17 protein-coding genes are annotated in these 21204 nt (G+C 60.2%); 8 read left to right on the plus strand and 9 right to left on the minus strand.

Annotation, left to right across the window (positions count from 1 at the left end; all coding sequences use genetic code 11):
* A complete protein-coding gene (locus RFER_RS12200) occupies positions 1–1065 on the plus strand; it encodes an alpha/beta hydrolase (protein WP_011464701.1) in 1065 nt (354 codons plus the stop codon).
* 266 nt (positions 1066–1331) lie between these two features.
* On the opposite strand, the gene RFER_RS12205 is transcribed toward RFER_RS12200, so the two are convergent.
* A complete protein-coding gene (locus tag RFER_RS12205) occupies positions 1332–2576 on the minus strand; it encodes an SAM-dependent methyltransferase (RefSeq protein WP_011464702.1) in 1245 nt (414 codons plus the stop codon).
* Positions 2577–2840: 264 nt separating this feature from the next.
* Here RFER_RS12205 and ftsH point away from each other — a divergent pair, with 264 nt between their 5' ends.
* Positions 2841–4691 (plus strand): ATP-dependent zinc metalloprotease FtsH, encoded by a 1851-nt coding sequence (gene ftsH / locus RFER_RS12210; RefSeq protein WP_011464703.1) that lies wholly within the window; start codon positions 2841–2843, stop codon positions 4689–4691.
* Here the strand turns inward: ftsH and RFER_RS12215 are convergent.
* Positions 4672–5577, minus strand: coding sequence for a YihY/virulence factor BrkB family protein (locus RFER_RS12215; RefSeq protein ID WP_011464704.1), 906 nt, complete (start codon positions 5575–5577; stop codon positions 4672–4674). The two genes, ftsH and RFER_RS12215, sit on opposite strands and share 20 nt — an antisense overlap.
* A 43-nt stretch (positions 5578–5620) precedes the next feature.
* Entirely contained in the window at positions 5621–9766 is a 4146-nt protein-coding gene (gene purL, locus RFER_RS12220; protein WP_041790647.1) for a phosphoribosylformylglycinamidine synthase, read from the minus strand.
* Between the two features lie 172 nt (positions 9767–9938).
* On the opposite strand from purL, the gene map reads away from it, so the two are divergent.
* Together map and RFER_RS12230 are read left to right on the plus strand one after the other, a co-directional pair.
* Entirely contained in the window at positions 9939–10766 is an 828-nt protein-coding gene (map, locus tag RFER_RS12225; RefSeq protein WP_011464706.1) for a type I methionyl aminopeptidase, read from the plus strand.
* A gap of 52 nt (positions 10767–10818) precedes the next feature.
* On the plus strand, positions 10819–13410 hold the full coding sequence (locus tag RFER_RS12230; RefSeq protein WP_011464707.1) for a [protein-PII] uridylyltransferase: 2592 nt from the start codon (positions 10819–10821) through the stop codon (positions 13408–13410).
* Positions 13411–13438: 28 nt separating this feature from the next.
* Here RFER_RS12230 and mnmH read toward each other — a convergent pair whose 3' ends face one another.
* Together mnmH and RFER_RS12240 are read right to left on the minus strand one after the other, a co-directional pair.
* On the minus strand, positions 13439–14500 hold the full coding sequence (gene mnmH, locus RFER_RS12235) for a tRNA 2-selenouridine(34) synthase MnmH (RefSeq protein WP_011464708.1): 1062 nt from the start codon (positions 14498–14500) through the stop codon (positions 13439–13441).
* Positions 14500–15183, minus strand: a complete 684-nt coding sequence (locus RFER_RS12240; RefSeq protein WP_084795503.1) for an arylesterase — start codon at positions 15181–15183, stop codon at positions 14500–14502. The genes mnmH and RFER_RS12240 overlap by 1 nt, the downstream gene beginning before the upstream one ends.
* Between RFER_RS12240 and RFER_RS12245 the strand changes: the two genes are divergently transcribed.
* The gene (locus RFER_RS12245) at positions 15182–15868 is read left to right on the plus strand and encodes an ABC transporter ATP-binding protein (RefSeq protein ID WP_011464710.1); all 687 of its coding nucleotides are present in this window, start codon (positions 15182–15184) and stop codon (positions 15866–15868) included. The genes RFER_RS12240 and RFER_RS12245 overlap by 2 nt on opposite strands.
* Before the next feature lie 227 nt (positions 15869–16095).
* On the opposite strand, the gene RFER_RS12250 is transcribed toward RFER_RS12245, so the two are convergent.
* The 3 genes from RFER_RS12250 to mscL all read right to left on the minus strand — a co-directional run bounded on the left by RFER_RS12250 (position 16096) and on the right by mscL (position 18395).
* Complete coding sequence (locus tag RFER_RS12250) at positions 16096–16911, minus strand: mechanosensitive ion channel family protein (protein ID WP_011464711.1); 816 nt, start codon at positions 16909–16911, stop codon at positions 16096–16098.
* A 252-nt stretch (positions 16912–17163) separates the two neighbouring features.
* Complete coding sequence (locus RFER_RS12255; protein ID WP_041790651.1) at positions 17164–17850, minus strand: DUF4197 domain-containing protein; 687 nt, start codon at positions 17848–17850, stop codon at positions 17164–17166.
* Between the two features lie 116 nt (positions 17851–17966).
* Positions 17967–18395 carry a large conductance mechanosensitive channel protein MscL gene (mscL, locus tag RFER_RS12260; RefSeq protein ID WP_011464713.1) on the minus strand — a complete coding sequence of 143 codons (429 nt, stop codon included), beginning with the start codon at positions 18393–18395 and terminating at the stop codon, positions 17967–17969.
* Between the two features lie 238 nt (positions 18396–18633).
* Between mscL and RFER_RS12265 the strand changes: the two genes are divergently transcribed.
* Complete coding sequence (locus tag RFER_RS12265; RefSeq protein ID WP_011464714.1) at positions 18634–19050, plus strand: YidB family protein; 417 nt, start codon at positions 18634–18636, stop codon at positions 19048–19050.
* Between the two features lie 126 nt (positions 19051–19176).
* On the opposite strand, the gene RFER_RS24610 is transcribed toward RFER_RS12265, so the two are convergent.
* Positions 19177–19506 (minus strand): hypothetical protein, encoded by a 330-nt coding sequence (locus RFER_RS24610; RefSeq protein ID WP_011464715.1) that lies wholly within the window; start codon positions 19504–19506, stop codon positions 19177–19179.
* Between the two features lie 263 nt (positions 19507–19769).
* On the opposite strand from RFER_RS24610, the gene RFER_RS23485 reads away from it, so the two are divergent.
* Positions 19770–20204 carry an RcnB family protein gene (locus tag RFER_RS23485; RefSeq protein ID WP_011464716.1) on the plus strand — a complete coding sequence of 145 codons (435 nt, stop codon included), beginning with the start codon at positions 19770–19772 and terminating at the stop codon, positions 20202–20204.
* Between the two features lie 427 nt (positions 20205–20631).
* A complete protein-coding gene (locus RFER_RS12285) occupies positions 20632–21201 on the plus strand; it encodes a cytochrome b (RefSeq protein ID WP_041790659.1) in 570 nt (189 codons plus the stop codon).
* The last annotated feature ends 3 nt before the right edge of the window (positions 21202–21204 follow it).

The following is a 21204-nucleotide window of genomic DNA, read 5'->3' on the forward strand; positions in this document are numbered from 1 at the left end:
GTGACTGAAATACTCCTGTGGGTGCTGGCGCTGGTCGTGGCGGTCTGGGCCATCGGAGCCTTCTATCTGCGAGGCGCTGACCTGAGCGCTTTTGATCGGCCCGCCGGCCAGCGCCATCTGATCGACGCTGCGCCCAGTGAAGCGCACCAGGCGGTGGTGACCTCGCTCGGCGGCATTGCCACAACGCTCAAGAGCACGCCGCGCAGCCAGCATCTGGCCCTGCTGCGTCACTACATGGACAACCTGTTCGCTGACAGCGATTCGACGACCCAGGTCATCGCCGTCAACGCGTCCGGCGTCCCTGCCGAATGGGTGCTGGCAGCCGGCGTTGACCATCGGCGTCGCCTGCTCTACATCCATGGCGGGGCCTACACCATGGGCAGCCCCAAGAGCCACCGCCGACTGACGCGAAAATTTTCCGAAGTCGCCAATGCTGCCGTATTGGCCATCGACTATCGGCTGATGCCGGAACATCCACGCATGGCGGGCATCGAGGATTGCCGCAGCGCCTACTGCTGGCTGCTCGACCATGGGCCCGCCGGTCCAGAGGCGGCCAGTGCCGTTTTTGTGGCCGGAGATTCTGCCGGTGGCAACCTGACGCTGTCCCTGATCGCCTGGGTGCGCGACCAGGGCCTGCGTGCGCCCAATGCCGCCGTGGCCTTGTCGCCCGCCACCGATGCCACCCTGGGCAGCCCGAGCCTGAAGAACAATCTCGGCACCGATCCCATGCTGGGGCCGCTGTTCAAGCCGCTGACCAGGATTCCACGCACCGTGCTGCTGTGGGCCACCTGGCTGCAAAATCGCGTGCGTCCCAGCGACCCGGTTCTGTCCCCGGTCTTTGGCGATCTGTCGGGACTGCCACCCTTGCTGGTGCATGCCAGCGAGTCCGAGATGCTGTTCGACGACAGCCGACGCTACGTCAACAAGGCCATCGCGGCCGGTTCACCCGTCACCTTTCAGACCTGGCGCCATATGGTCCATGTCTGGCAGATCTATCACCCGGATTTGCCGGAAGGTCGGGAAGCGTTTGGAGAGATTGGAAAGTTTCTTCAGGCCCATTCCTAGGTCGCTGGGCGAAGCTGCGTCCCCGGTCATGAGCACCAAAAGACCCGCCAGCCTTTTAAGGGGCTGGCGGTGGTGGCGAGGAACCCAGGTCAGCGTGTCAGGCTGACGCGTCTGGGGACGTCCTCATCCGTCTTGATGTGGAGCATCAAGACTCGGTTCAATTTCTTGAACCCCCCAGCGTCGTACCCGGTCGGCACGCCTTCCGGCGTTCCTTGCGAAGTACGATTTCACTATAGTCAATCGCAGTCTGAATGGATTGAGAATTGTCAATGGGACTGACTGTTTGGGTACATGTAGGCGCGTGACCAGGGCGTTGGATTGAGCGCCTCGCTGGTGCCGGCCTTGCACGCCAGCACCTGGTAGATCGACACCCAATTTTGCGCAAAGGCATGCGCGCAACCCGCCAGGTAAATGCGCCAGACGCGGTACGTGGTCTCACTCACCACGCTGCGAATCGCGTCACTTTGACTCTCAAAGTTGTCCGACCACAAGGCCAGCGTGCGGGCATAGTGGCGGCGCAGACATTCCACATCAAGCGCTTCGAGCCCGGCGCTTTGCATGTCCCTGAGCGCTTTGCTGACATGGGGCAATTCACCATTGGGAAACACGTATTTTTCAATGAAACTGGCCGCCCCCAAGGGGCATTCCCCGCTGTCCGGATCGGTCGAGGTAATGCCGTGGTTCAGCACCAGCCCGCCGTCCTTGAGCAGGGCGCTGATCTTGGCGAAATACGACGGCAGATGAAGGAGTCCGACGTGCTCGAACATGCCCACCGAGGTGATCTTGTCAAACAGTCCATCGCGCTCGTCAATATCGCGGTAATCCTGTAACCTGATCTCGACCTGGCCGGCCAGGCCAGCCTGGTCGACGCGCTCACACGCCAGCGTGTATTGGTTTTTTGACAAGGTGACACCCACCACCTTCGCACCAAATTTTTGCGCGGCACGCATGGCCAAGGCGCCCCAGCCACAACCGATATCGAGCAGCCGCTCGCCTGGCTGGAGCATGAGCTTGACCAAAATGTGATCAAGCTTGGCCGTCTGTGCCGCAGCCAGTGTCTCGGTGCCGCTCGGAAAATAGGCGCAGGAATAGACCATGGCCTCGTCCAGCCAGAGGCGATAAAAGTCGTTGGAAACATCGTAATGTTGTTCAATGGCGCGCGCATCCCGCGTTCGGTCGTGGCGCGCCGGATTGAACAGGCGCCCGAAGCGGCCGCGCATGGGCACGCCGGTTTCGGCCAGCCTGGATGCGACGTCCACAATATCCTGCGCCCGGCCCAGCACATCAAACTGGCCATTGACGTAGCCTTCGGCCAGATTGTCCAGGCTGGGCGGCAAAAAATGCCGCAAGGCGCGCGGCCCCGACAGCTGCACCGTCACCAGCGGATCAGTCCCCAGATCATGCTGCGCGCCGTTCCACAAGACCAGCCGCAGGGGAATGTCAAAGTGCGGTTGCAGGCGCGCCAGAAGGCGGGTCAGCAGGTCAAGCTCAGGCTTCACCGAAACGGCCATCTGGTCCATCACCCCAACTCCAGTTGCAAAAAGAGGCGCTTGCTGGAGCGCACGGTCAACCGACCGCCCGGCGCCTGTGCCCGGGCCAGTGTCAGGCTTTGTGAATTTTGTGCCATGTCCTATCCCTCCTCAAGAGTCAGCGCGACAAGCCGCAGACATGAATGCTAAGAAGTCTGACAACAGCGCACTTGAGATTTGTCATGGGCACGCCAAATGCCGGGCGTAGTCTGACGGTTTCAAAAAGCACGGTCTTGGGGGCCTGAATTGGACAAGAAAAATACCTGGAATGTGGGTTACTGGTTGATTGCGCTGATGCTGCTGCTGTTGCTGCAAAACTTCTGGCAAAGCGCCAGCCAGGTGCAGACCGTGCCCTACAGCGAGTTCGAAAAGGCGCTCACCGAAGAACGCATCGCCGACGTCACGATTTCCGAGCGCACGGTGATCGGTCGGCTGAAAACACCGGAGGGCAACAAGACGACGCTGGCGGCGGTGCGGGTCGAGCCCGAGTTGGCGGCGCGCCTGGAAAAATACAAGGTGCCCTACAGCCGGACTGTGGACAACACATTTTTGCGCGACCTGCTGTCGTGGATCGTGCCGGCCCTGGTGTTCTTTGGGCTGTGGTTCTTTTTGTTTCGCAGCTTTGCCAACAAGCAGGGCATGGGTGGCTTTTTGTCGGTTGGCAAGAGTCGCGCCAAAATTTACATGCAGACCAACACCGGCATCACCTTTGCCGACGTCGCCGGGGTGGACGAGGCTCGTCACGAACTCGAAGAGGTGGTTGATTTCCTCAAGCATCCGCAGGAGTATGGACGCCTGGGCGCGCACATCCCCAAAGGCGTGTTGCTGGTGGGCCCGCCCGGCACCGGCAAGACCTTGTTGGCCAAGGCCGTGGCGGGCGAAGCGGGCGTGCCTTTCTTCTCGATCTCGGGCAGCGAATTTGTCGAGATGTTTGTCGGCGTGGGCGCGGCCCGGGTGCGCGATCTGTTTGAACAAGCGCGCGCCATGGCCCCTGCCATCATCTTCATTGACGAGCTTGACGCGCTGGGCCGCGCCCGTGGCGCCTTTCCCGGCCTGGGTGGCCATGACGAGAAAGAACAGACCCTGAACCAGTTGCTCTCGGAAATGGATGGTTTTGACTCGTCCGTGGGCCTGATCATTCTGTCGGCCACCAACCGGCCCGAGATCCTGGATTCGGCGCTCTTACGGGCCGGTCGATTTGACCGCCAGGTGCTGGTCGACCGGCCCGACCGCAAAGGCCGCATTGACATCCTCAAGGTGCATGTGCGCAAGACCACACTCGACGCCGCATTGAAACTTGAAGACGTGGCGGCGCTGACCCCAGGCTTCACTGGGGCCGACCTGGCCAACCTGGTCAACGAGGCGACGCTGGTCGCCACCCGGCGCAAGGCGGATCAGGTGAGCTTGCCTGATTTCACAGCGGCGGTGGAGCGCATTGTGGCGGGCCTGGAGCGCCGCAGCCGCGTGCTCAACCCGAAAGAGCGCGAGGCGGTGGCCTTCCACGAGATGGGCCATGCCCTGGTCGCGCTGGCGCAAACCGGCACCGACCCGGTGCACAAGGTGTCTATCATCCCGCGCGGCATTGGCGCATTGGGCTACACCATTCAGCGCCCAACCGAAGACCGCTACCTGATGACGCGTCCCGAGCTGGAGCAAAAAGTCTCGGTGCTGCTGGCCGGGCGGGCCGCCGAGAAACTGGTGTTTGGCGTGCTGTCCACCGGTGCGGCCGATGATCTGGCCAAAGCCAGCGACATCGCCCATGACATGGTCACCCGTTATGGCATGGATGAGGACCTGGGTTTTGTGGCCTTTGAGCCGCAGCGCCAGCAGCAAATGCTTGATCTGCCGCCCGGCCTCTTGCCGCAAGGTGCGCGCCTGTCGGAAGAAACTCAACGCCATATCGACGCGGCGATTCGCAGCATCGTGATGGACGGCTTTGAGCATGCCACGGTCATCCTGAGCGCCAACAGCGACGTGCTGGAACGCGGCGCGCGTGCGCTGCTTGAGAAAGAAACGCTGGATGAGGACGCCATCCGCGCCCTGGCGCAGGACCTGCGGCGAGTCGACCCGGACGCACCTAGGGGGAGCGAGTCGTGAAGGGCTCCGGTGCTGCGTCGAGCAACTCAAGCGCGAGGCGCTCGTATTCGGAGATCACCTGCGCACCCAGCAGCAGCAGCGTCGCCGCCAGCTCAAGACTCAACAAAACCGCGATCGCGGTGGTCAGCGAACCGTAGACAGTGCCAATCTGGGACAGCGTCGTGAAATACCACACGAGTGCATGGCGTGAGAGTTCCCACATCAAAGCCGCTGCGACCGCGCCCAGCAGGGCGTGGAACAAGGACGGCCGGCCGACCGGCATCACCAGGTACACCGACGTGAGCACAAAGATCTCCCCCGCCAAGCCAAGCAGGTACAGCAGCGCGCCGGACACGCCCCCGAGTGACCAGCTGCGCCACAAAAACTCCACCCGCTCCTGGCCTATCGCCTGCAGGCTGCCCGCCACCAGCGTCACCAGCAAGAGTCCAAGCCCGAGCGACAGAATGTAGGCATAGGGAATCACGGCCGAGATCAGGAAGTGGCGCCGGCGTATCGCCACACGGTGATGAAAGATCACCGACATGGCGTTCTCCAGCACCGTGAAGGCGAGCGAACTGAAGAACAGCATGCTGACCAGCAACACCCAGCTGAGCACATCGCGGTGCAGCAGGAAGTTCGCGAGTTCGGCAATGATCACCCCGGACTGTCCGGGCACCAGCCATTCGAGGTACCGGCCCAGGGTCTGCAGCAGCGCCGCCTGATCGACAAAGTGCGACAGCGCTATCACCGTGAGGATGAGCATCGGCACAATCGACAGCAAGGCGTAGTACGCGACTGCCCCGGCCAGCAGCAGGCCCTGGTTGGCGCGAAATCCCTTCAGCGTGCGGATGGCGAATGCCCCGGGGTGCCTGAGAATTTGCGCAGCTTGTCGACCAAAGGGTTTCATGGCTGCACCGTGTGGGATCAGGGTCGATATTCCCGGCTGATGATCAGTCCACCCACCTTCTGGCGTTGTGCCACAACTGCATCCACGGGCTGAGCGCAGACAGGTCACCGTCGGTCCAGCTCATCTGGATATTGCGAAACACGCGCTCCGGGTGCGGCATCATCGCGGTGAAGCGGCCATCAAGCGTCGTCACGGCCGTCAAACCGCCGGGGCTGCCGTTCGGGTTGAACGGATAGGCCTCGGTCGCGGCACCCTGGTTATCGGTAAACCGCATGGCGGCAATGGCTCGTGCCGCGTTGCCGCGGTACTTGAAGTTGGCAAAACCCTCGCCGTGCGCCACCGCAATCGGCAAACGGCTGCCCGCCATGCCTTTGAAGAACAGCGACGGGGATTCCAGCACTTCCACCATGCTCAGGCGCGCCTCGAAGCGCTCGCTCTGGTTGGTGGTGAAACGCGGCCAGTCCTGCGCGCCGGGAATGATGTCGGCCAGCTCGGCGAACATCTGGCAACCGTTGCAGACGCCCAGGCCGAAGGTATCCAGACGGCCAAAAAAGGCCTTGAACTGCTCGGCCAGCACGGGGTTGAAGGTGATGGAGCGCGCCCAGCCAATGCCGGCACCCAGCGTGTCGCCGTAAGAGAAGCCACCGCACGCCACCACGCCCTTGAAGTCGGCCAGGTTGGCGCGGCCACTTTGCAGGTCGGTCATGTGCACATCAAAGGCTTCAAAACCGGCCTCGGTGAAGGCGTAGGCCATCTCGACGTGCGAGTTGACGCCCTGTTCGCGCAGCACGGCCACTTTGGGGCGCGTCAGCATGAGCGCGGGGCTTGCCATATTTGCTACTGATTTAGTAGCTTCTTGCGCATATTCGACGGGGGCTAGAGCCTTGTTTTGTATAAATTTGACGTGCAGCCCCGGGTCCAGCGGGTCACCGGCGCTGGCGTGCTCGGCTTCGGCACAGGCCGGGTTGTCGCGTTGCTGGCAGATCTTCCAGCTGGTGGCATCCCAGACCTGGTGCAGGTCCTGCAATTTGGCGCTGAACACCACTTTGGCGTCGCGCCAGACCTGCACCTCGCCGATGCCGTCCCGAATGGTCGAGTCGACCGGGCGGGTCTTGCCGATGACATGGCTGTATTTGCTTAAGCCATGGTCGCGCAGGGTCTGCATGACCGCGTTGCGCTGCGCGGTGCGCACTTGCAGTACGACACCCAGCTCTTCGCTGAACAGGGCTTTGAGCGTGAGCTCTTCGCGCCGACCACTGACCTGGCCGGCCCAGTTTTTGGCGTCGCCATAGTCCATGCGGCTGTCCGTGATGCCGTCGCCCTCCAACACCAGCATGTCCACGTTGAGCGCAACACCGATGTGGCCGGCGAACGCCATCTCCACCACCGCAGCAAACAGGCCGCCGTCGCTGCGGTCGTGGTAGGCCAAAATCTGGCCTTGCGCGCGCAAGGCGTTCACGGCCTTGACCAGGTTGACCAGGTCTTGCGGGTGATCCAGATCCGGCACTTCGTCGCCCACCTGGCTCAGCGTTTGCGCCAACATGCTGGCACCCATGCGGTTTTGGCCCCGGCCCAGGTCGACCAGCAGCAGCGTCGTGTCCTCTGTCGCGTTCAGTTGTGGCGTCAAGGTGCCGCGCACGTCAGGCAGGGTGGCAAAGGCGGTCACGATCAGGGACACGGGGGAGGTCACTTTTTTGGCGCCCTCCTCGTCTTTCCACTGCGTGCGCATGGAAAGTGAATCTTTCCCGACTGGGATGGAAATACCCAGAGCGGGGCACAGTTCCAGTCCGACGGCTTTCACCGTCGCGTAAAGCGCGGCATCCTCGCCCGGCTCACCACAGGCGGCCATCCAGTTGGCCGACAGCTTGACGCGGGGCAGTTCAATCGGCGCCGCCAGCAAATTGGTGATGGCCTCGGCCACGGCCATGCGCCCGCTGGCTGGCGCATTGACGCTCGCCAGCGGCGTGCGCTCGCCCATGCTCATGGCCTCACCGGCAAAGCCTTTGAAATCCGCCAGCGTCACGGCGCAATCGGCCACCGGCACCTGCCACGGTCCGACCATCTGGTCGCGGTGGCTCAAACCGCCCACGGTGCGGTCGCCGATGGTGATCAGAAAACGCTTGGACGCCACGGTCGCACTAGCCAGCACGTCGATGCAGGCTTTTTGCAGATCGACACCGGTCAGGTTGACGGGTGCAAAGGTGCGCGCCACCGTTTTGACGTCGCGGTGCATCTTGGGCGGCTTGCCCAGCAGCACGTTCATCGGCATGTTCACCGGCGACTCGTTGCCCGCATCAAGCAGTTCCAGTTGGCGCGCGTCAGTCGCGACCCCCACCACGGCAAACGGGCAGCGCTCGCGCTCGCACAGGGCGGTGAACAGGTCCAGCGACTCGGGCGCAATGGCCAGCACGTAGCGCTCCTGGCTCTCGTTGCACCAGATTTCTTTCGGCGCCATGCCGGATTCTTCCAGTGGCACGGCGCGCAGGTCGAAGCGGGCACCGCGCCCGGCGTCGTTGGTGAGCTCAGGGAAGGCGTTGCTCAAACCACCCGCGCCCACGTCGTGGATCGCCAGAATGGGGTTGCCAGGGCTTGCGCCCTGCCCGCCTGCACGCTCAAGGCCATTGCCCAGCAGCCAGCACTGGTTGATAACCTCCTGCGCCCGGCGCTCGATCTCGGGGTTGCCGCGCTGCACCGAGTCAAAGTCAAGTTGCGCCGCATTCGCGCCGGTCGCCATCGAACTGGCGGCGCTGCCGCCCATGCCAATACGCATGCCGGGGCCACCGAGCTGGATCAGCAAACTGCCCGCCGGGAACTCGATCTTGTGTGTCTGCGTGGCATCGATCACGCCCAGGCCGCCGGCGATCATGATCGGCTTGTGGTAGCCGCGCTGCTCTTGCTGCTGCGTTGCAAGGCCAGCGGCATCGACCACCGAGTAACTCAAACCCTGCTCGTACTCGCGGAAGTAACCCAGCAAGTTGGGCCGGCCAAATTCGTTGTTGAAAGCCGCGCCACCCAGCGGGCCTTCGATCATGATCTGCAAGGGGCTGGCAATGTGGTCCGGTTTGCCATAAGCCATGGACCGTTCGGGAAAAGAGCCGGAAACGGCGCAAGCATCGGGCCAGAGTCTGGACACGGTGAAGCCGGTCAAGCCTGCCTTGGGTTTGGAGCCGCGCCCAGTGGCGCCTTCGTCGCGAATCTCGCCGCCGGCCCCGGTGGCGGCACCGGGGAAGGGGGAGATGGCGGTCGGGTGGTTGTGGGTTTCCACCTTCATCAGGATGTGTTGGGTCGCACTTTGCTTTTGATAGCTGCTCAGGCTTATTTCACGGGGGCTAGAGGCTGATTTTGCTATAAACCGCTCGACCTGGGAGCCTTCCATGACCGAGGCGTTGTCCGAGTACGCCACCAGCATGTGCTGCGGATGGGTTTGATGCGTGTGGCGGATCATGCCGAACAGGCTCATGTCTTGCACCACGCCATCGATCGTGAACCCGGCGTTGAAGATTTTGTGCCGGCAGTGCTCGCTGTTGGCCTGCGCAAACATCATCAGCTCCACGTCGGTCGGGTTGCGCTGCAATTGGGTGAAGGCCTGCACCAGGTAGTCGATTTCATCCGACGCCAGCGCCAGGCCAAACTGGCTGTTGGCAGCCATCAGCGCCGCTTTGCCACCGTGCAGCACGTCCACATGCGCCATCGGTACGGGTGGCAGCTCGGCGAACAGACCGTAGGCACTGGCGCGGTCAAACATCACGCTCTCGGTCATGCGGTCGTGCAGCAGGGTGCCGATCTGCGCCAGTTGCACTTCGGTCAAAGTCGGCTTCTTGCCCAGCAAGCCGCTTCTCAAAGTGACGCGATACTCCACCACCCGCTCGACCCGGCGCACGGCCAAACCGCAGTTGTGCGCAATATCGGTCGCTTTCGAGGCCCAGGGCGACACGGTGCCAAAACGCGGCGTCACCACGATCAGGGCGCCATCGCCGGGTCCCCCATAGGGCTCGCCGTAGGTCAGCAAAGCCGCCAACTTGTCTTTGAGCGCCTGAGCCGGCTCGCCGTCGGACGTGACCAGATGCACAAAGCGTGCGGCCACGCCGTTGATCTTGTCGTGAATCGCCTGCAAGCTGGGCAGAAGCTGTTGAACACGGAACGGGCTGAGGGCGCAGCCGCCCTCGAAGGGGGTGATGTGCAGGGTCACTTTTGGGGCCTGGATGAGGGACTTGTCAGATTGAAATAGGCTCCGGCGCACGCCGCGCGAGCGACGGATTCCAGAGCTTGCCAATTTTACCCGTCGCTCCCCGCGCGCCAGTCAAAAGGGCTATACACCCCGCGCCAGCGCCAACAAAAACACGATGGGATAATCTGGCCCCATGACTATTACTTACAAAGACGCCGAGGGCATTGCGGGCATGCGGGTCGCGGGCCGTCTGGCGGGCGAACTGCTGGACTACCTGACTCCGTTCATCAAACCCGGCGTGACCACCAATGAGATTGACCGGCTGGCTGAAGAACACACCACGCAAGTGCTGGGGGCCATTTCCGCGCCGCTGAACTATGCACCCGGCGGCCACAACCCCTACCCCAAATCGATTTGCACCTCGATCAATCACCAGGTCTGCCACGGCATTCCGAACGACAAGCCGCTCAAAAAAGGCGATATCGTCAACATTGACGTCACCGTCATCAAGGACGGCTGGCATGGCGACTCCAGCCGCATGTTCATGGTGGGTGACGTGTCGGTCGCCGCCAAACGGCTTTGCCGTCTAACCTACGAGGCCATGTGGCGCGGCATTGTCATGGTCAAGGCCGGAGCCTATCTGGGCGATATTGGCCACGCCATCCAGACTTTCGCCGAAGGCCAGGGCTTGAGCGTGGTGCGGGAGTTTTGTGGCCACGGCATCGGGCGCAACTTCCACGAAGAACCCCAAATCCTGCACTACGGCCGGCCCGGCACACTGGAGCAGCTCCAAGCCGGCATGACGATCACGATCGAGCCGATGCTGAACGTCGGGCGCAAGGACATCAAGGAGCTCGGCGACGGCTGGACCATTGTCACCAAAGACCACTCGCTGTCAGCGCAGTGGGAACACACGGTGCTGGTCACGCAGACCGGCTACGAGGTCCTGACCCTGTCCGCTGGTGGCCCCGCCATTCCGTCATTTGTACCGGTGCCAGCTGACTTATCAGTCACAAAGTGATCAGCCAACCCGTCGCCTGGAAACAAGCGACGCAGGCACTATGGGGCCCAGCATGACCGATCTTCAAGCGCTGCGCAGCCGTTATCGGGCGCAAAAATCCACCATCCTGGAAGCCATTGCCTCACCCGGGACCACCACGCGCGGTGTTCGGGCCACGCTGGGCAAACTCTCTGCGCTGGCCGATGGCACGCTCAAAATATTATGGCGGCAGGCCGGTTTTACCCGCCCGTTTGCCCTGATTGCCGTCGGTGGCTTTGGGCGCGGCGAGCTGTTTCCCTACTCCGATGTCGACGTGCTGGTGCTCTTGCCCAACGAGCATTCACCCGCCAACGACGCTCAACTCAAGACCCAGATCGAAGGTTTTATTGGCAGTTGCTGGGACGCCGGGCTGGAGATCGGCTCGAGCGTACGCACGGTTGCCGAATGCCTGGAGGAAGCCGCCCGCGACGTGACGGTGCAGACCTCGCTGCTCGAAGCCCGGCTGATCACGGGCAGCGCCGAGCTGTTTGCCGGATTTGAACGTCAGTTTTTTTCAGCGATCGACCCCGGCGCTTTTTTTATCGCCAAGACGCTGGAGATGCGCCAGCGCCACAGCAAATTTGAAGACACGCCCTACGCGCTGGAACCCAATTGCAAGGAGTCACCGGGCGGCCTGCGTGATTTGCAGGTCATTCTGTGGGTGGCCAAGGCGGCTGGCTACGGCAACGATTGGGACGCGCTGGCCAAAAGCGGCTTGGCCACCGCTTTTGAAGTCCAACAGATCAAACACAACGAAGCGGTTTTGCGGCTGATCCGGGCGCGCCTGCACTTGCTTGCGCGGCGGCGCGAGGACCGGCTGGTGTTTGATTTGCAAAACGCGATGGCCCAGTCTTTTGGCTTTGAGGCGCCCCCTGACAACACCGACAATCGGGCGTTTGTGCGCCCCAGCGAGGCACTGATGAAGCGCTATTACTGGTCGGCCAAGGCCGTGACCCAGCTCAATCAGATTTTGTTGCTGAACATTGAGGAGCGGCTCAACCCGTCGACCCAAGCGCCGCAAGCCATCAATGCACGCTTTTATGACAAGGCGGGCTTGGTGGAGGTGGCCAGCGACGACTTGTACCAGCGCGAGCCGCACGCCATTCTGGAGACCTTCCTGATTTATCAGACCACGCCCGGCCTGAAAGGACTGTCGGCCCGCACCTTGCGCGCGCTCTACAACGCCCGCGACCTGATGAATGGCAAATTTCGCAACGACCCGGTCAATCGCGAAACCTTCAAACAAATCATGCTGCAACGCAGCGGCATCACCCACGCCATGCGTCTGATGAACCAGACCTCGGTGCTGGGGCGCTACTTGTGGGCGTTTCGCAAAATTGTGGGGCAGATGCAGCATGACTTGTTTCATGTCTACACGGTCGACCAGCACATCTTGATGGTGCTGCGCAATGTGCGGCGCTTCTTTATCGTTGAACACGCCCACGAGTACCCGTTTTGCTCCCAGCTCGCCGCGGGTTGGGACAAGCCCTGGATCCTGTACACGGCGGCGCTGTTTCACGACATCGCCAAAGGCCGCGGCGGCGACCACTCGGAACTGGGCGCCGTCGAGGCACGCCGCTTTTGCAAGCAGCACGCGTTCTCAAAAGAAGACACCCAACTGATCGAGTTCATCGTGCACGAGCACCTGACGATGAGCCGGGTGGCGCAAAAATCCGACCTGAGCGACCCCGACATCGTCGCCGCGTTTGCGAAACGCGTGGGCAATGAGCGCTATCTGACCGCTTTGTACCTGTTTACCGTGGCCGACATTCGCGGCACCTCGCCCAAGGTCTGGAATGCCTGGAAAGGCAAGCTGCTGGAAGACCTGTATCGCCTGACCTTGCGGGTTTTGGGTGGTCACGCCTCCGATCCGCACGATGAAGTGGAAGCCCGCAAGCGCGATGCACTGATCATGCTGGCCTTGCACGCCCAGCCGTTTGAGGCCCACAAACGCCTGTGGGAGACACTGGACGTGGGCTATTTTCTGCGCCACGATGCGGCCGACATTGCCTGGCACACGCGGCAACTCTCGCGCCACGTGGGCGCCGGCAAACCAATCGTGCGGGCGCGCAAATCACCGGTGGGAGAGGGACTGCAGGTGGTGGTCTACACACCGGACCAGCCCGACCTGTTTGCCCGCATCTGCGGCTATTTTGACCAGGGCGGCTTCAGCATTCTGGACGCGCGTGTGCACACGGCCAACAACGGCTACGCCATGGACACGTTTCAAGTGGTCACCTCTGCCCTGCCCGAGCACTATCGCGAGCTGACCAGCATGGTGGAGAGTGAGCTCAGTCGCGTCCTGGCAGAAGCGGGCCCGTTGCCGCCGCCCAGTCGCGGGCGGGTGTCACGCCGGGTGAAAAGCTTCCCGATCACGCCCCGTGTCACCCTGCGCCCGGACGAGAAAGGGCAGCGCTGGCTGCTCAACATCTCCGCCAGTGACCGGGTTGGGCTGCTGTACTGCGTGGCGCGGGTGCTGGCGCGGCACAAAATCAACCTGCAACTGGCAAAGATCAACACGCTGGGGGAACGGGTGGACGACACCTTCCTGATTGAGGGGCCGGAGCTGCAACACAACCGCGCGCAGATCGAGATCGAGACGGAACTGATGGAAGCGCTGGCTTGAAAAGGCCCGTTTTATACCAACGTTGCGCTCACCACGCTTCTTCCATTATTTTTTGAGCCAAAAGCGCCATAGCCCCCATCGAATGGTCTTGGGGCGCTATTATTTTTGCATCTGAAAAGCGCAAAAAATTGCGCTGCATCGACTGCAGATAGGTCGGGTCATAGTGCTGCGTGAGCAGGGCTTGCACCACCGGGGCGATGTTGCCAGCGCGCACCTGCTCCTGCCAGCCCTGTACCAGAACCTTGCCCTTGAACTCGGTCAATACCTGCAGACGCGCGCAAAAGCTCTCGACGTCGCTGACAAAAAAACTGTAGTCTTCCATCAACAAGGCAACACGCTCGGCGTCCGGCAGCACCAGGTTGAGGCAGGGGCTTTGGCGCATGGCTTCGATCAGCGCGGTCGGCACGGCCACATTGCCGACCTTCTTGCTTTCGCTCTCGATGAAGACCGGTCGCGTGCGGTCCAGCGCTCGCAACGCCTGCCACACCAGCGTGTCAAAGCGCTTTTGGGTCGGCTGCGCCTGTCCCGGAATGGCACCGAGCACCGAACTGCGGTGCCGGGCCAGCGCTTCCAGGTCCACCACCTGCGCCCCTTGTTCGGACAGGGCCTGCAGCAGGCGCGTTTTGCCCGAACCCGTGGTGCCACTGATCACACGCAAGTCCAGGCCACTGACCAGCCGTGGAATATCCTGCACCACAGCGGCCCGAAATGCCTTGTAGCCACCTTCGACCAGCGTGACCCGAAAACCAATCTGACTCAAAATCAGCGCCAGCGCGCCGCTGCGTTGGCCACCGCGCCAACAGTAGGCCAGCGGCTGCCAGTCTTTGGGTTTGTCGATCACCGCACGTTCAATGTGCGCTGCAATATTGCGCGCCGCTATCGCCGCACCGCGTTTTTTGGCTTCAAAGGCGTTGACCTGTTTGTACAGGGTGCCGATATCGCGGCGTTCCTCGTTGTTGAGAGTCGGCCAGTTGACGGCGTGCGGCAAGTGGTCTTCGTCGAACTCGCCGGGGCTGCGGGCGTCGATGACGGTGTCAAACTCATGCAAACGAGCGATGACCTCGGTGGCGGGCAGGATGTTCAGGCTCATTACAGGATCTTTTTCAATTCCGGCCACACATTGGCCAGCATGAGAGGGTGGGCCTCTTCCTTGGGGTGGATGCGGTCGGCCTGAAACAAGCGGGTCGCGTCATCTTCGGCAATACCTTTGAGCAAGAACGGCACCAACGCGGCGCGCCTGGCTTTTGCCACGCTGGCAAACATCGCGGCAAAACGTTCGCCATAGTCTTTGCCATAGTTGGGTGGAATCTGCATGCCGATCAGCAGCACTTTGGCGCCGGCCTGTTGCGCCGCCTGCGTCATGAACGTCAGGTTATCCTGGGTGAGTTCCAGCGGCAAGCCACGCAGTGCGTCATTGCCACCGAGTTCAATCAGCACATGGGTCGGCCGGTGCTGGGTCAGCAGCGACCCCAGCCGCGCGCGTCCGCCGGATGTGGTGTCGCCGCTGATACTGGCGTTGATCACGCTGGCCGGAATCTTTTCGGCCTTGAGTTGCTGCTCAAGCAGCGCCACCCAGCCGCTGCCGCGTTTGAGGCCATACTCGGCACTCAGCGAATCGCCCAACACCAGGATTTTTCTGGCTTGGATGGTTTTAGGGGCTGAGGCAGCGCCATTGGCCGGTGATAACAGTGATACCCCCGCAACTGCTGCGAGTACGCCTGTGGCGATAAAGTGTCGCCGATGCTCGTCAGTTCGATACAAAGAAAGCCTCATGTCTGATTCAATTATTTCTGTTGAACACGTGTTCAAGTCGGTCACCGATTCCACCGGCACGCTCGACATTTTGCGCGATATTGATTTTGCGTTGAATGCCAGGGAAACAGTCGCCATTGTCGGGGCTTCGGGTTCCGGCAAAAGCACGCTGTTGTCGATCATTGCGGGTTTGGACACACCCAGCCGTGGCACCGTCCGGCTGGGCGGGCAGGACTTGTTCGCCCTCAATGAAGACGAGCGCGCGGCCGTGCGGGCCCAAAAAGTCGGTTTTGTGTTTCAGAGTTTTCAATTGCTGGGCAATCTCACAGCGCTGGAGAACGTGATGCTGCCACTGGAACTGGCTGGCAGGCGCGATGCCCGACAGGCCGCGACCGACATGCTGGCGCGCGTGGGCCTGTCCGAGCGCCTGGGCCATTACCCCAAGGTGCTCAGTGGCGGCGAGCAACAGCGGGTGGCGCTGGCGCGCGCCTTTGTCGTCAAACCGGCGCTGCTGCTGGCCGATGAACCCACCGGCAGCCTGGACTTTGCCACCGGTGAAAAAGTGATGGAGCTGATGTTTGACCTGAACCGCGAACTCGGCACCACGCTGGTGCTGGTCACCCACGACCGCGCCATTGCCTCGCGTTGCGCGCGCTGCATCACGATTGAGGCGGGGCGGGTGATGGAGACGGCGTTTGAGGTTTAAGGCGTTGATGGCTTAAACCCGGCGTGGAACGGGATTGCTTGGAGAAAGTGACAAGCTGGTTTCTTGGGCGTTAAGGTCGGCAGCGCAGCACAAGCCGACGTTCGCGAACGGCAGCTTTATGGCGCTCCAACACATTGCCAGTCAAGCCGCATCGTGCATTCAGTCAATTGGATACCCTGCCGCTCGATATGCCGAGCTGCCACGCCCGATTCGGGCAGGCGGTCATGTCAAATCGGGTAGACCTTGACTGGGCGGGTTGCGACCGGGAAGCCCGCAGCGCCCAGGGTATCCGCAATCGTCTTGTTGGTATCGAAATAGACTTGCCAGTAGTGTTCGGTATGGCAATGGGGCCGCACCGCGAGCTTGGGGCCAAACTCGTTGAATTCCAGGATCTCGACGTCGACCGGTGGGGTCGTGTTGATATTGGCCACCTTCGACACCTCCTGTTTCAACAGAGCAATCGCCTTGTGAAGATCGGCGCTGCCCGCGAGTTGCGCCACCAGTTCGACCCGACGATAAGGATTGGCGGAGTAGTTTTTGATGTCACTGCCCATGATCTTGCCATTGCCGACGAGGGTCTTGACGTTGTCGGGAGTGGTGAGCGTCGTGCCGAACAGACCCAGTTCCAGCACCGTACCCTCGATGCCACCAATCATCACGTAGTCAGCGACCTGATAGGGGCGTAGCACCAGCAGGAAGATGCCCGCCGCAAAATTGCCGAGCAATCCGCTCCACGCCGCACCAATGGCCACGCCGGCACCAGCCACCAAGGCGGCAAACGAAGTCGTCTCAACACCGAAATAACCCAGGATGGCGACCACCAGGATGATGTTCAGCGCGACCGTGATGAAGCTGACAAGATAGCGCTGCACCGTGGGGTCCAGCTGTTGCCGGGTCATGGCGGCACCCACCAGCTTCGTCACCAAGCTGATCAACCAGCGACCCACGACAAAGACCGCAATGGCGCCGACGACCTTCAGGCCAAAGGCCACCAGAATGGGTTGTGCCTGATCCATCCACGTGGCAATTCTTCCCGTGTCCATGAATTGCTCCGTTCCAAAAAAAGGGGCCGCGAATCATCGGTCCAAGCCGCCTGAGCCGCAGTCCAAGTTGGATACGGCCTCCAGACGCGCCCCCAGCGCTGTAGCTTGCAGCCTACGCAAAAAACAGTTCGCTTGTGTTGCGCATTGTCAATTGTTCAAACCACGCAATAGTTTGACGGAGAGAAGAGGCAGCCCTGCTGACACGCTCATCTCCAAGTCGAATTCCGAAATATTTGTACTTTGATATATTGATTACAGTGCACCAAAGACTTTTTTCAGCAAGCTGCTGCTGGCACCCAGCGGGTTTGAACGCAGGGACTTTTCCTGTTCGGCAATCATTGCGAAAAGCCCATCCAGACTTTTCTGGGTGACATAACTGTCGAGATCGGCATTCTTCTGGTCAATGAGGCCGGCACTGGCGGCCTTGCCGGCGATGTTGTTGTACTTCTCTCCAAGTTGCACCTTTTGCGTAGCGCGCTTGACGATTGGCCTGAACTTCTGTGTCAACGCGTCACTCGATGTTCGTCTGAAATACTGAGAAACGCTGTCGTCACCGCCAGTGAGAATATCCTTGGCGTCCTTGACTGACATCTTCTTGATGGAATCCATCAGGATCGGTCCCGCTTGGGCGACCGCCGCTTCGGCCGCATGATTCATCGTCTCGATCAGTTCATCGGCCTGTCTTGCCATGCCGAAGGTACGCATCAATCCTTCAACGCGATTGAGCGGTTCCGGCAATGGGATTTTGACTTTGCTGTTGCCAAGGAAACCGTTTTCCTTGCCAAGCGAGGACACTGCGTATTTGGCACCTGTCGTCAGCGCCTCCTTGACGCTGGCACTGGCATCGCTGCTGCTGATGCCGGCCAGTCCTTCGGCCTGAACCCATGTCGTGGCCAAGCCGACAATCAAAGCAGCCATGAATTTCATGATCTTTTTCACAGGAGTGTCCTTCTAAAAAAAAAAAGCCCTTGGTCGTTGAACCGCGGGCGCCAGGAATTGAGTCAAGACCGCAGCGCGCTGGCCGTGACGAAAATTAAACCGGCGACTCTGATGAACTACTTCAAGAGCGCGTCGCGAATCTGTCGCAAAAGTACGATGTCTTCCGGCGTCGAAGGTGGTGGTGCAGCAGGCGTCTCTTTCTTCATGCGGTTGATCTGGCGGATCATGATGAAGATGATGAAAGCCAGGATCACGAAGTTCACAGCCACCGTGATGAAGTTTCCGTAGGCGAAGACCGGAACGCCAGCCTTGGTCAGTGCCTCATAGGTCATCGGACCCCTGAACGCAGCTGGCGGGTCAGAAAGCACAAAAAAGTAATTGGAAAAGTCAAGACCGCCCACAACCCTTCCGACCAGCGGCATGATGAGATCTTTGACGATCGAATCGACGATCTTGCCGAATGCGGCACCAATGATGACACCGACCGCGAGGTCGACGACATTGCCTTTCATGGCAAACTCTTTGAAGTCAGATGCAATGCTCATTTGATGCTCTCCTTAAGTGATGCGGCCATTATTTTTCGGTAACCGGTTTTAAGTGTAATGAAGATCCTGATGCCACTGGGTCGTTATTTTCATCGAGGATTCGGCGGGCACTGTGTCTCAAACAGCAGAACAAATGGGGATGCGGGATAATTGCCACGCCTCGTTAAAAAGGCAAGAAGCAGCAAGGGCGTGAATTGATTTCACCACCAGTTTCAATACCTTCCGAAAGGACTTCATCATGGGCTTGTTCGATCAGATTCTTAGCGCGACGGGAGGTCTGTCGGGCCAACAAGGCGAAGGCGGTAACTCTCCGCTCGGCGCAATTCTTCAGTTGGTCAACAACCCCCAGACCGGTGGCCTCGCTGGAATCCTTCAGTCCTTTGAGACCGGCGGTTTAGGCGAGGTTGTCAAGTCCTGGGTCTCGACGGGTCAGAATCAATCTATCTCCGCCGAGCAAATCCAAAGTGTGCTGGGCAGCGAGCAGATCCAGAATTTTGCCAGCCGACTGGGCATCGACCCCGATCAGGCGTCAGCCCGCTTGGCTGAATATTTGCCGCAAGTGATTGATAAGCTCACACCGCAGGGCACGGTCCCAGAAGGCGGAGATCTCCTGGCGCAGGGGATGAATCTACTAAAAGGCAAGTTCTTCGGTTGAGGGTCTGGAGCCCGCAAAGAGCGGCCGCCATCCCGGCGCTCTGCCCGAGGCGCCGTGCAGTACCCGAATTAACGCGACATGAGGGTGCCAACCTTGGTCGGCACCCTCGCGATAGAGTGCTGTTGATTACTTGCTGGCCTTCGCACCAGCCTCACACTTCTTGATGAACGCAGCTTTGCTTTTCACGAATGCCAACTTGGCAGCGCCAGCAAGCGGCTTACCGGTCTTGTCAAGGGCTTGGGCTTCACAGTCGGACGCTGTCGCGTCCTTCGCGACTTCCTTGGCGGCAACGGGTTTTTCTTCAGCCTTTTTCTCCGGCGTTTTTGCCACTGGTTTGTCTTCTTTCTTGGCTGCTGCAGCGGTCGCAGGCACGCCCTTGTAACCAGTGCCACCGACAGTCAGCCCCTGGGACGACAATTTAGCGGCCTTCACTTCACCGATGCCTTTGACGCGCACGATGAAGTCGTTCCAGTCCTTGAATGACCCCTTCGCGCGTTCATTAACAATCTTTGCAAGATTACGTACACCTCCCTATTCGGGGGCCAACGACCTGCCACGCTATTTGGCGGTGAGTTATGCATCTTTGGTTCGCTGGCGCACAGACCCTATGGCTTCTTAGACTTAGTCTGAACTGCTGAATCGGCAATCAGTCGGAACAGAGTGCTTGGCAGTGCGCATGAGCACGTAGTTTGACAACGACCAACCAAATGGAGATCAGTATGAAAAGTAAAGCAGCTATTTCGGCCATCATGGCCGTGACGATGAGCATGGGAGGATTTTCTTTCGCACAGGGCAATGGGAATCGCCAAGACGAGTATAGAAATGGACAGGCGCAGCGTGGCGACCAGCAGAATGGTCGGGGACAGCAAGATCGTCGTGACCACAATGCGCGCCGACCGCTTCCCCCTCAATACCAGTCACACCCAAACGACAGTGCACATCGTGGTGAACGTGGCGCAGGTCCAGACCATGCGTTTTATAGGGGCGAGCGTATTCCAGCACAGTACCGCAGCAGGCAATACGTGGTGGACGACTGGCGTGGCCACCAACTGAGTGCACCACCGCGCGGCTACCATTGGGTCCAAACCGGGGGCGACTATGTTTTAGTTGCAATCGCCACTGGGGTGATTCTGCAATTACTTTTAAGTAATTGATTTTGGATGACCGTCTAAACGCGAGCAGTCGCTCGGGACGTCCTGCCCAACCCCATTTGGCGCCGCGCCTAAGGCTTGCGCGTCATGGCGCAGATCTGATCCGAGCCTAAACCCAAAGGGTCCTTGTCGATAAGGGGCGACTTGACCTGTTTAAGGCGCCCGGTGGCCAGTTCGTTGCTTAAATATGCATTTGATAGGGTGATGTGGCGGTCTACGCAGATTTGGCCAGGGCTGCGGATTTCAACTGGCCAGGGACAACCGACCAACAGCGGACGGTCGACATGCGCCGCAGAGGATCCACTCAAAATTGGGAGCGGCCATTTCTCATAGAGAAAACGGAGGCCGTAGGCCAGTGAATCAGATGCGAAAGCTTCATCATTGAATAACAAACGTGTCGCACAATTGCTCAAAATTTCATGGGAACTTTATGAATCAACAACACACTTCCCGATACGACTTCCCCAGCCGAGTTTTTCATTGGGTTACGGCCGTTGTCGTGACCATCGCTTTCGTCCTTGGGCCGGGTGGCTTCGGTCGACTCATGCGCGAAGGCATCGATCCTGCTACCCGAAGCGACATTGTTTGGCACGAGTCCCTGGGCATATTGGTCTTCGCGTTGACCGTGTTACGCCTCATCTGGGTGGCGTTTCGTCCAGCAGCGCCGCAGGTCCAAATGGCAAGTTGGATGCAGTTGACGAGCAAGCTTGTTCACGTTGCGTTATGGATGCTTCTGTTGGCACTGCCAGCTACCGCAGTCCTGGCGCTGGGCAGTAAGGCCCATCCATTGACGCTACTCGGCGGTGTACGCGTCGACCAATTGCCCCTGATTGCCAACGCTTCAATCGCAAAACTGGCCGATTGGGGCGACGTACACCAATTTCTAGGAGATGCAATTATGTGGATTGTCGGCTTGCACGCCGCTGCCGCTATTTACCATCACTTAATTCTTAAAGATGGAGTTCTTTCTGCCATGTTGCCCTATAAGTGGTTCCGCTGAGAT

This window comes from Rhodoferax ferrireducens T118, from assembly GCF_000013605.1.
GTDB classification, from domain to species: Bacteria; Pseudomonadota; Gammaproteobacteria; order Burkholderiales; family Burkholderiaceae_C; genus Rhodoferax; species Rhodoferax ferrireducens.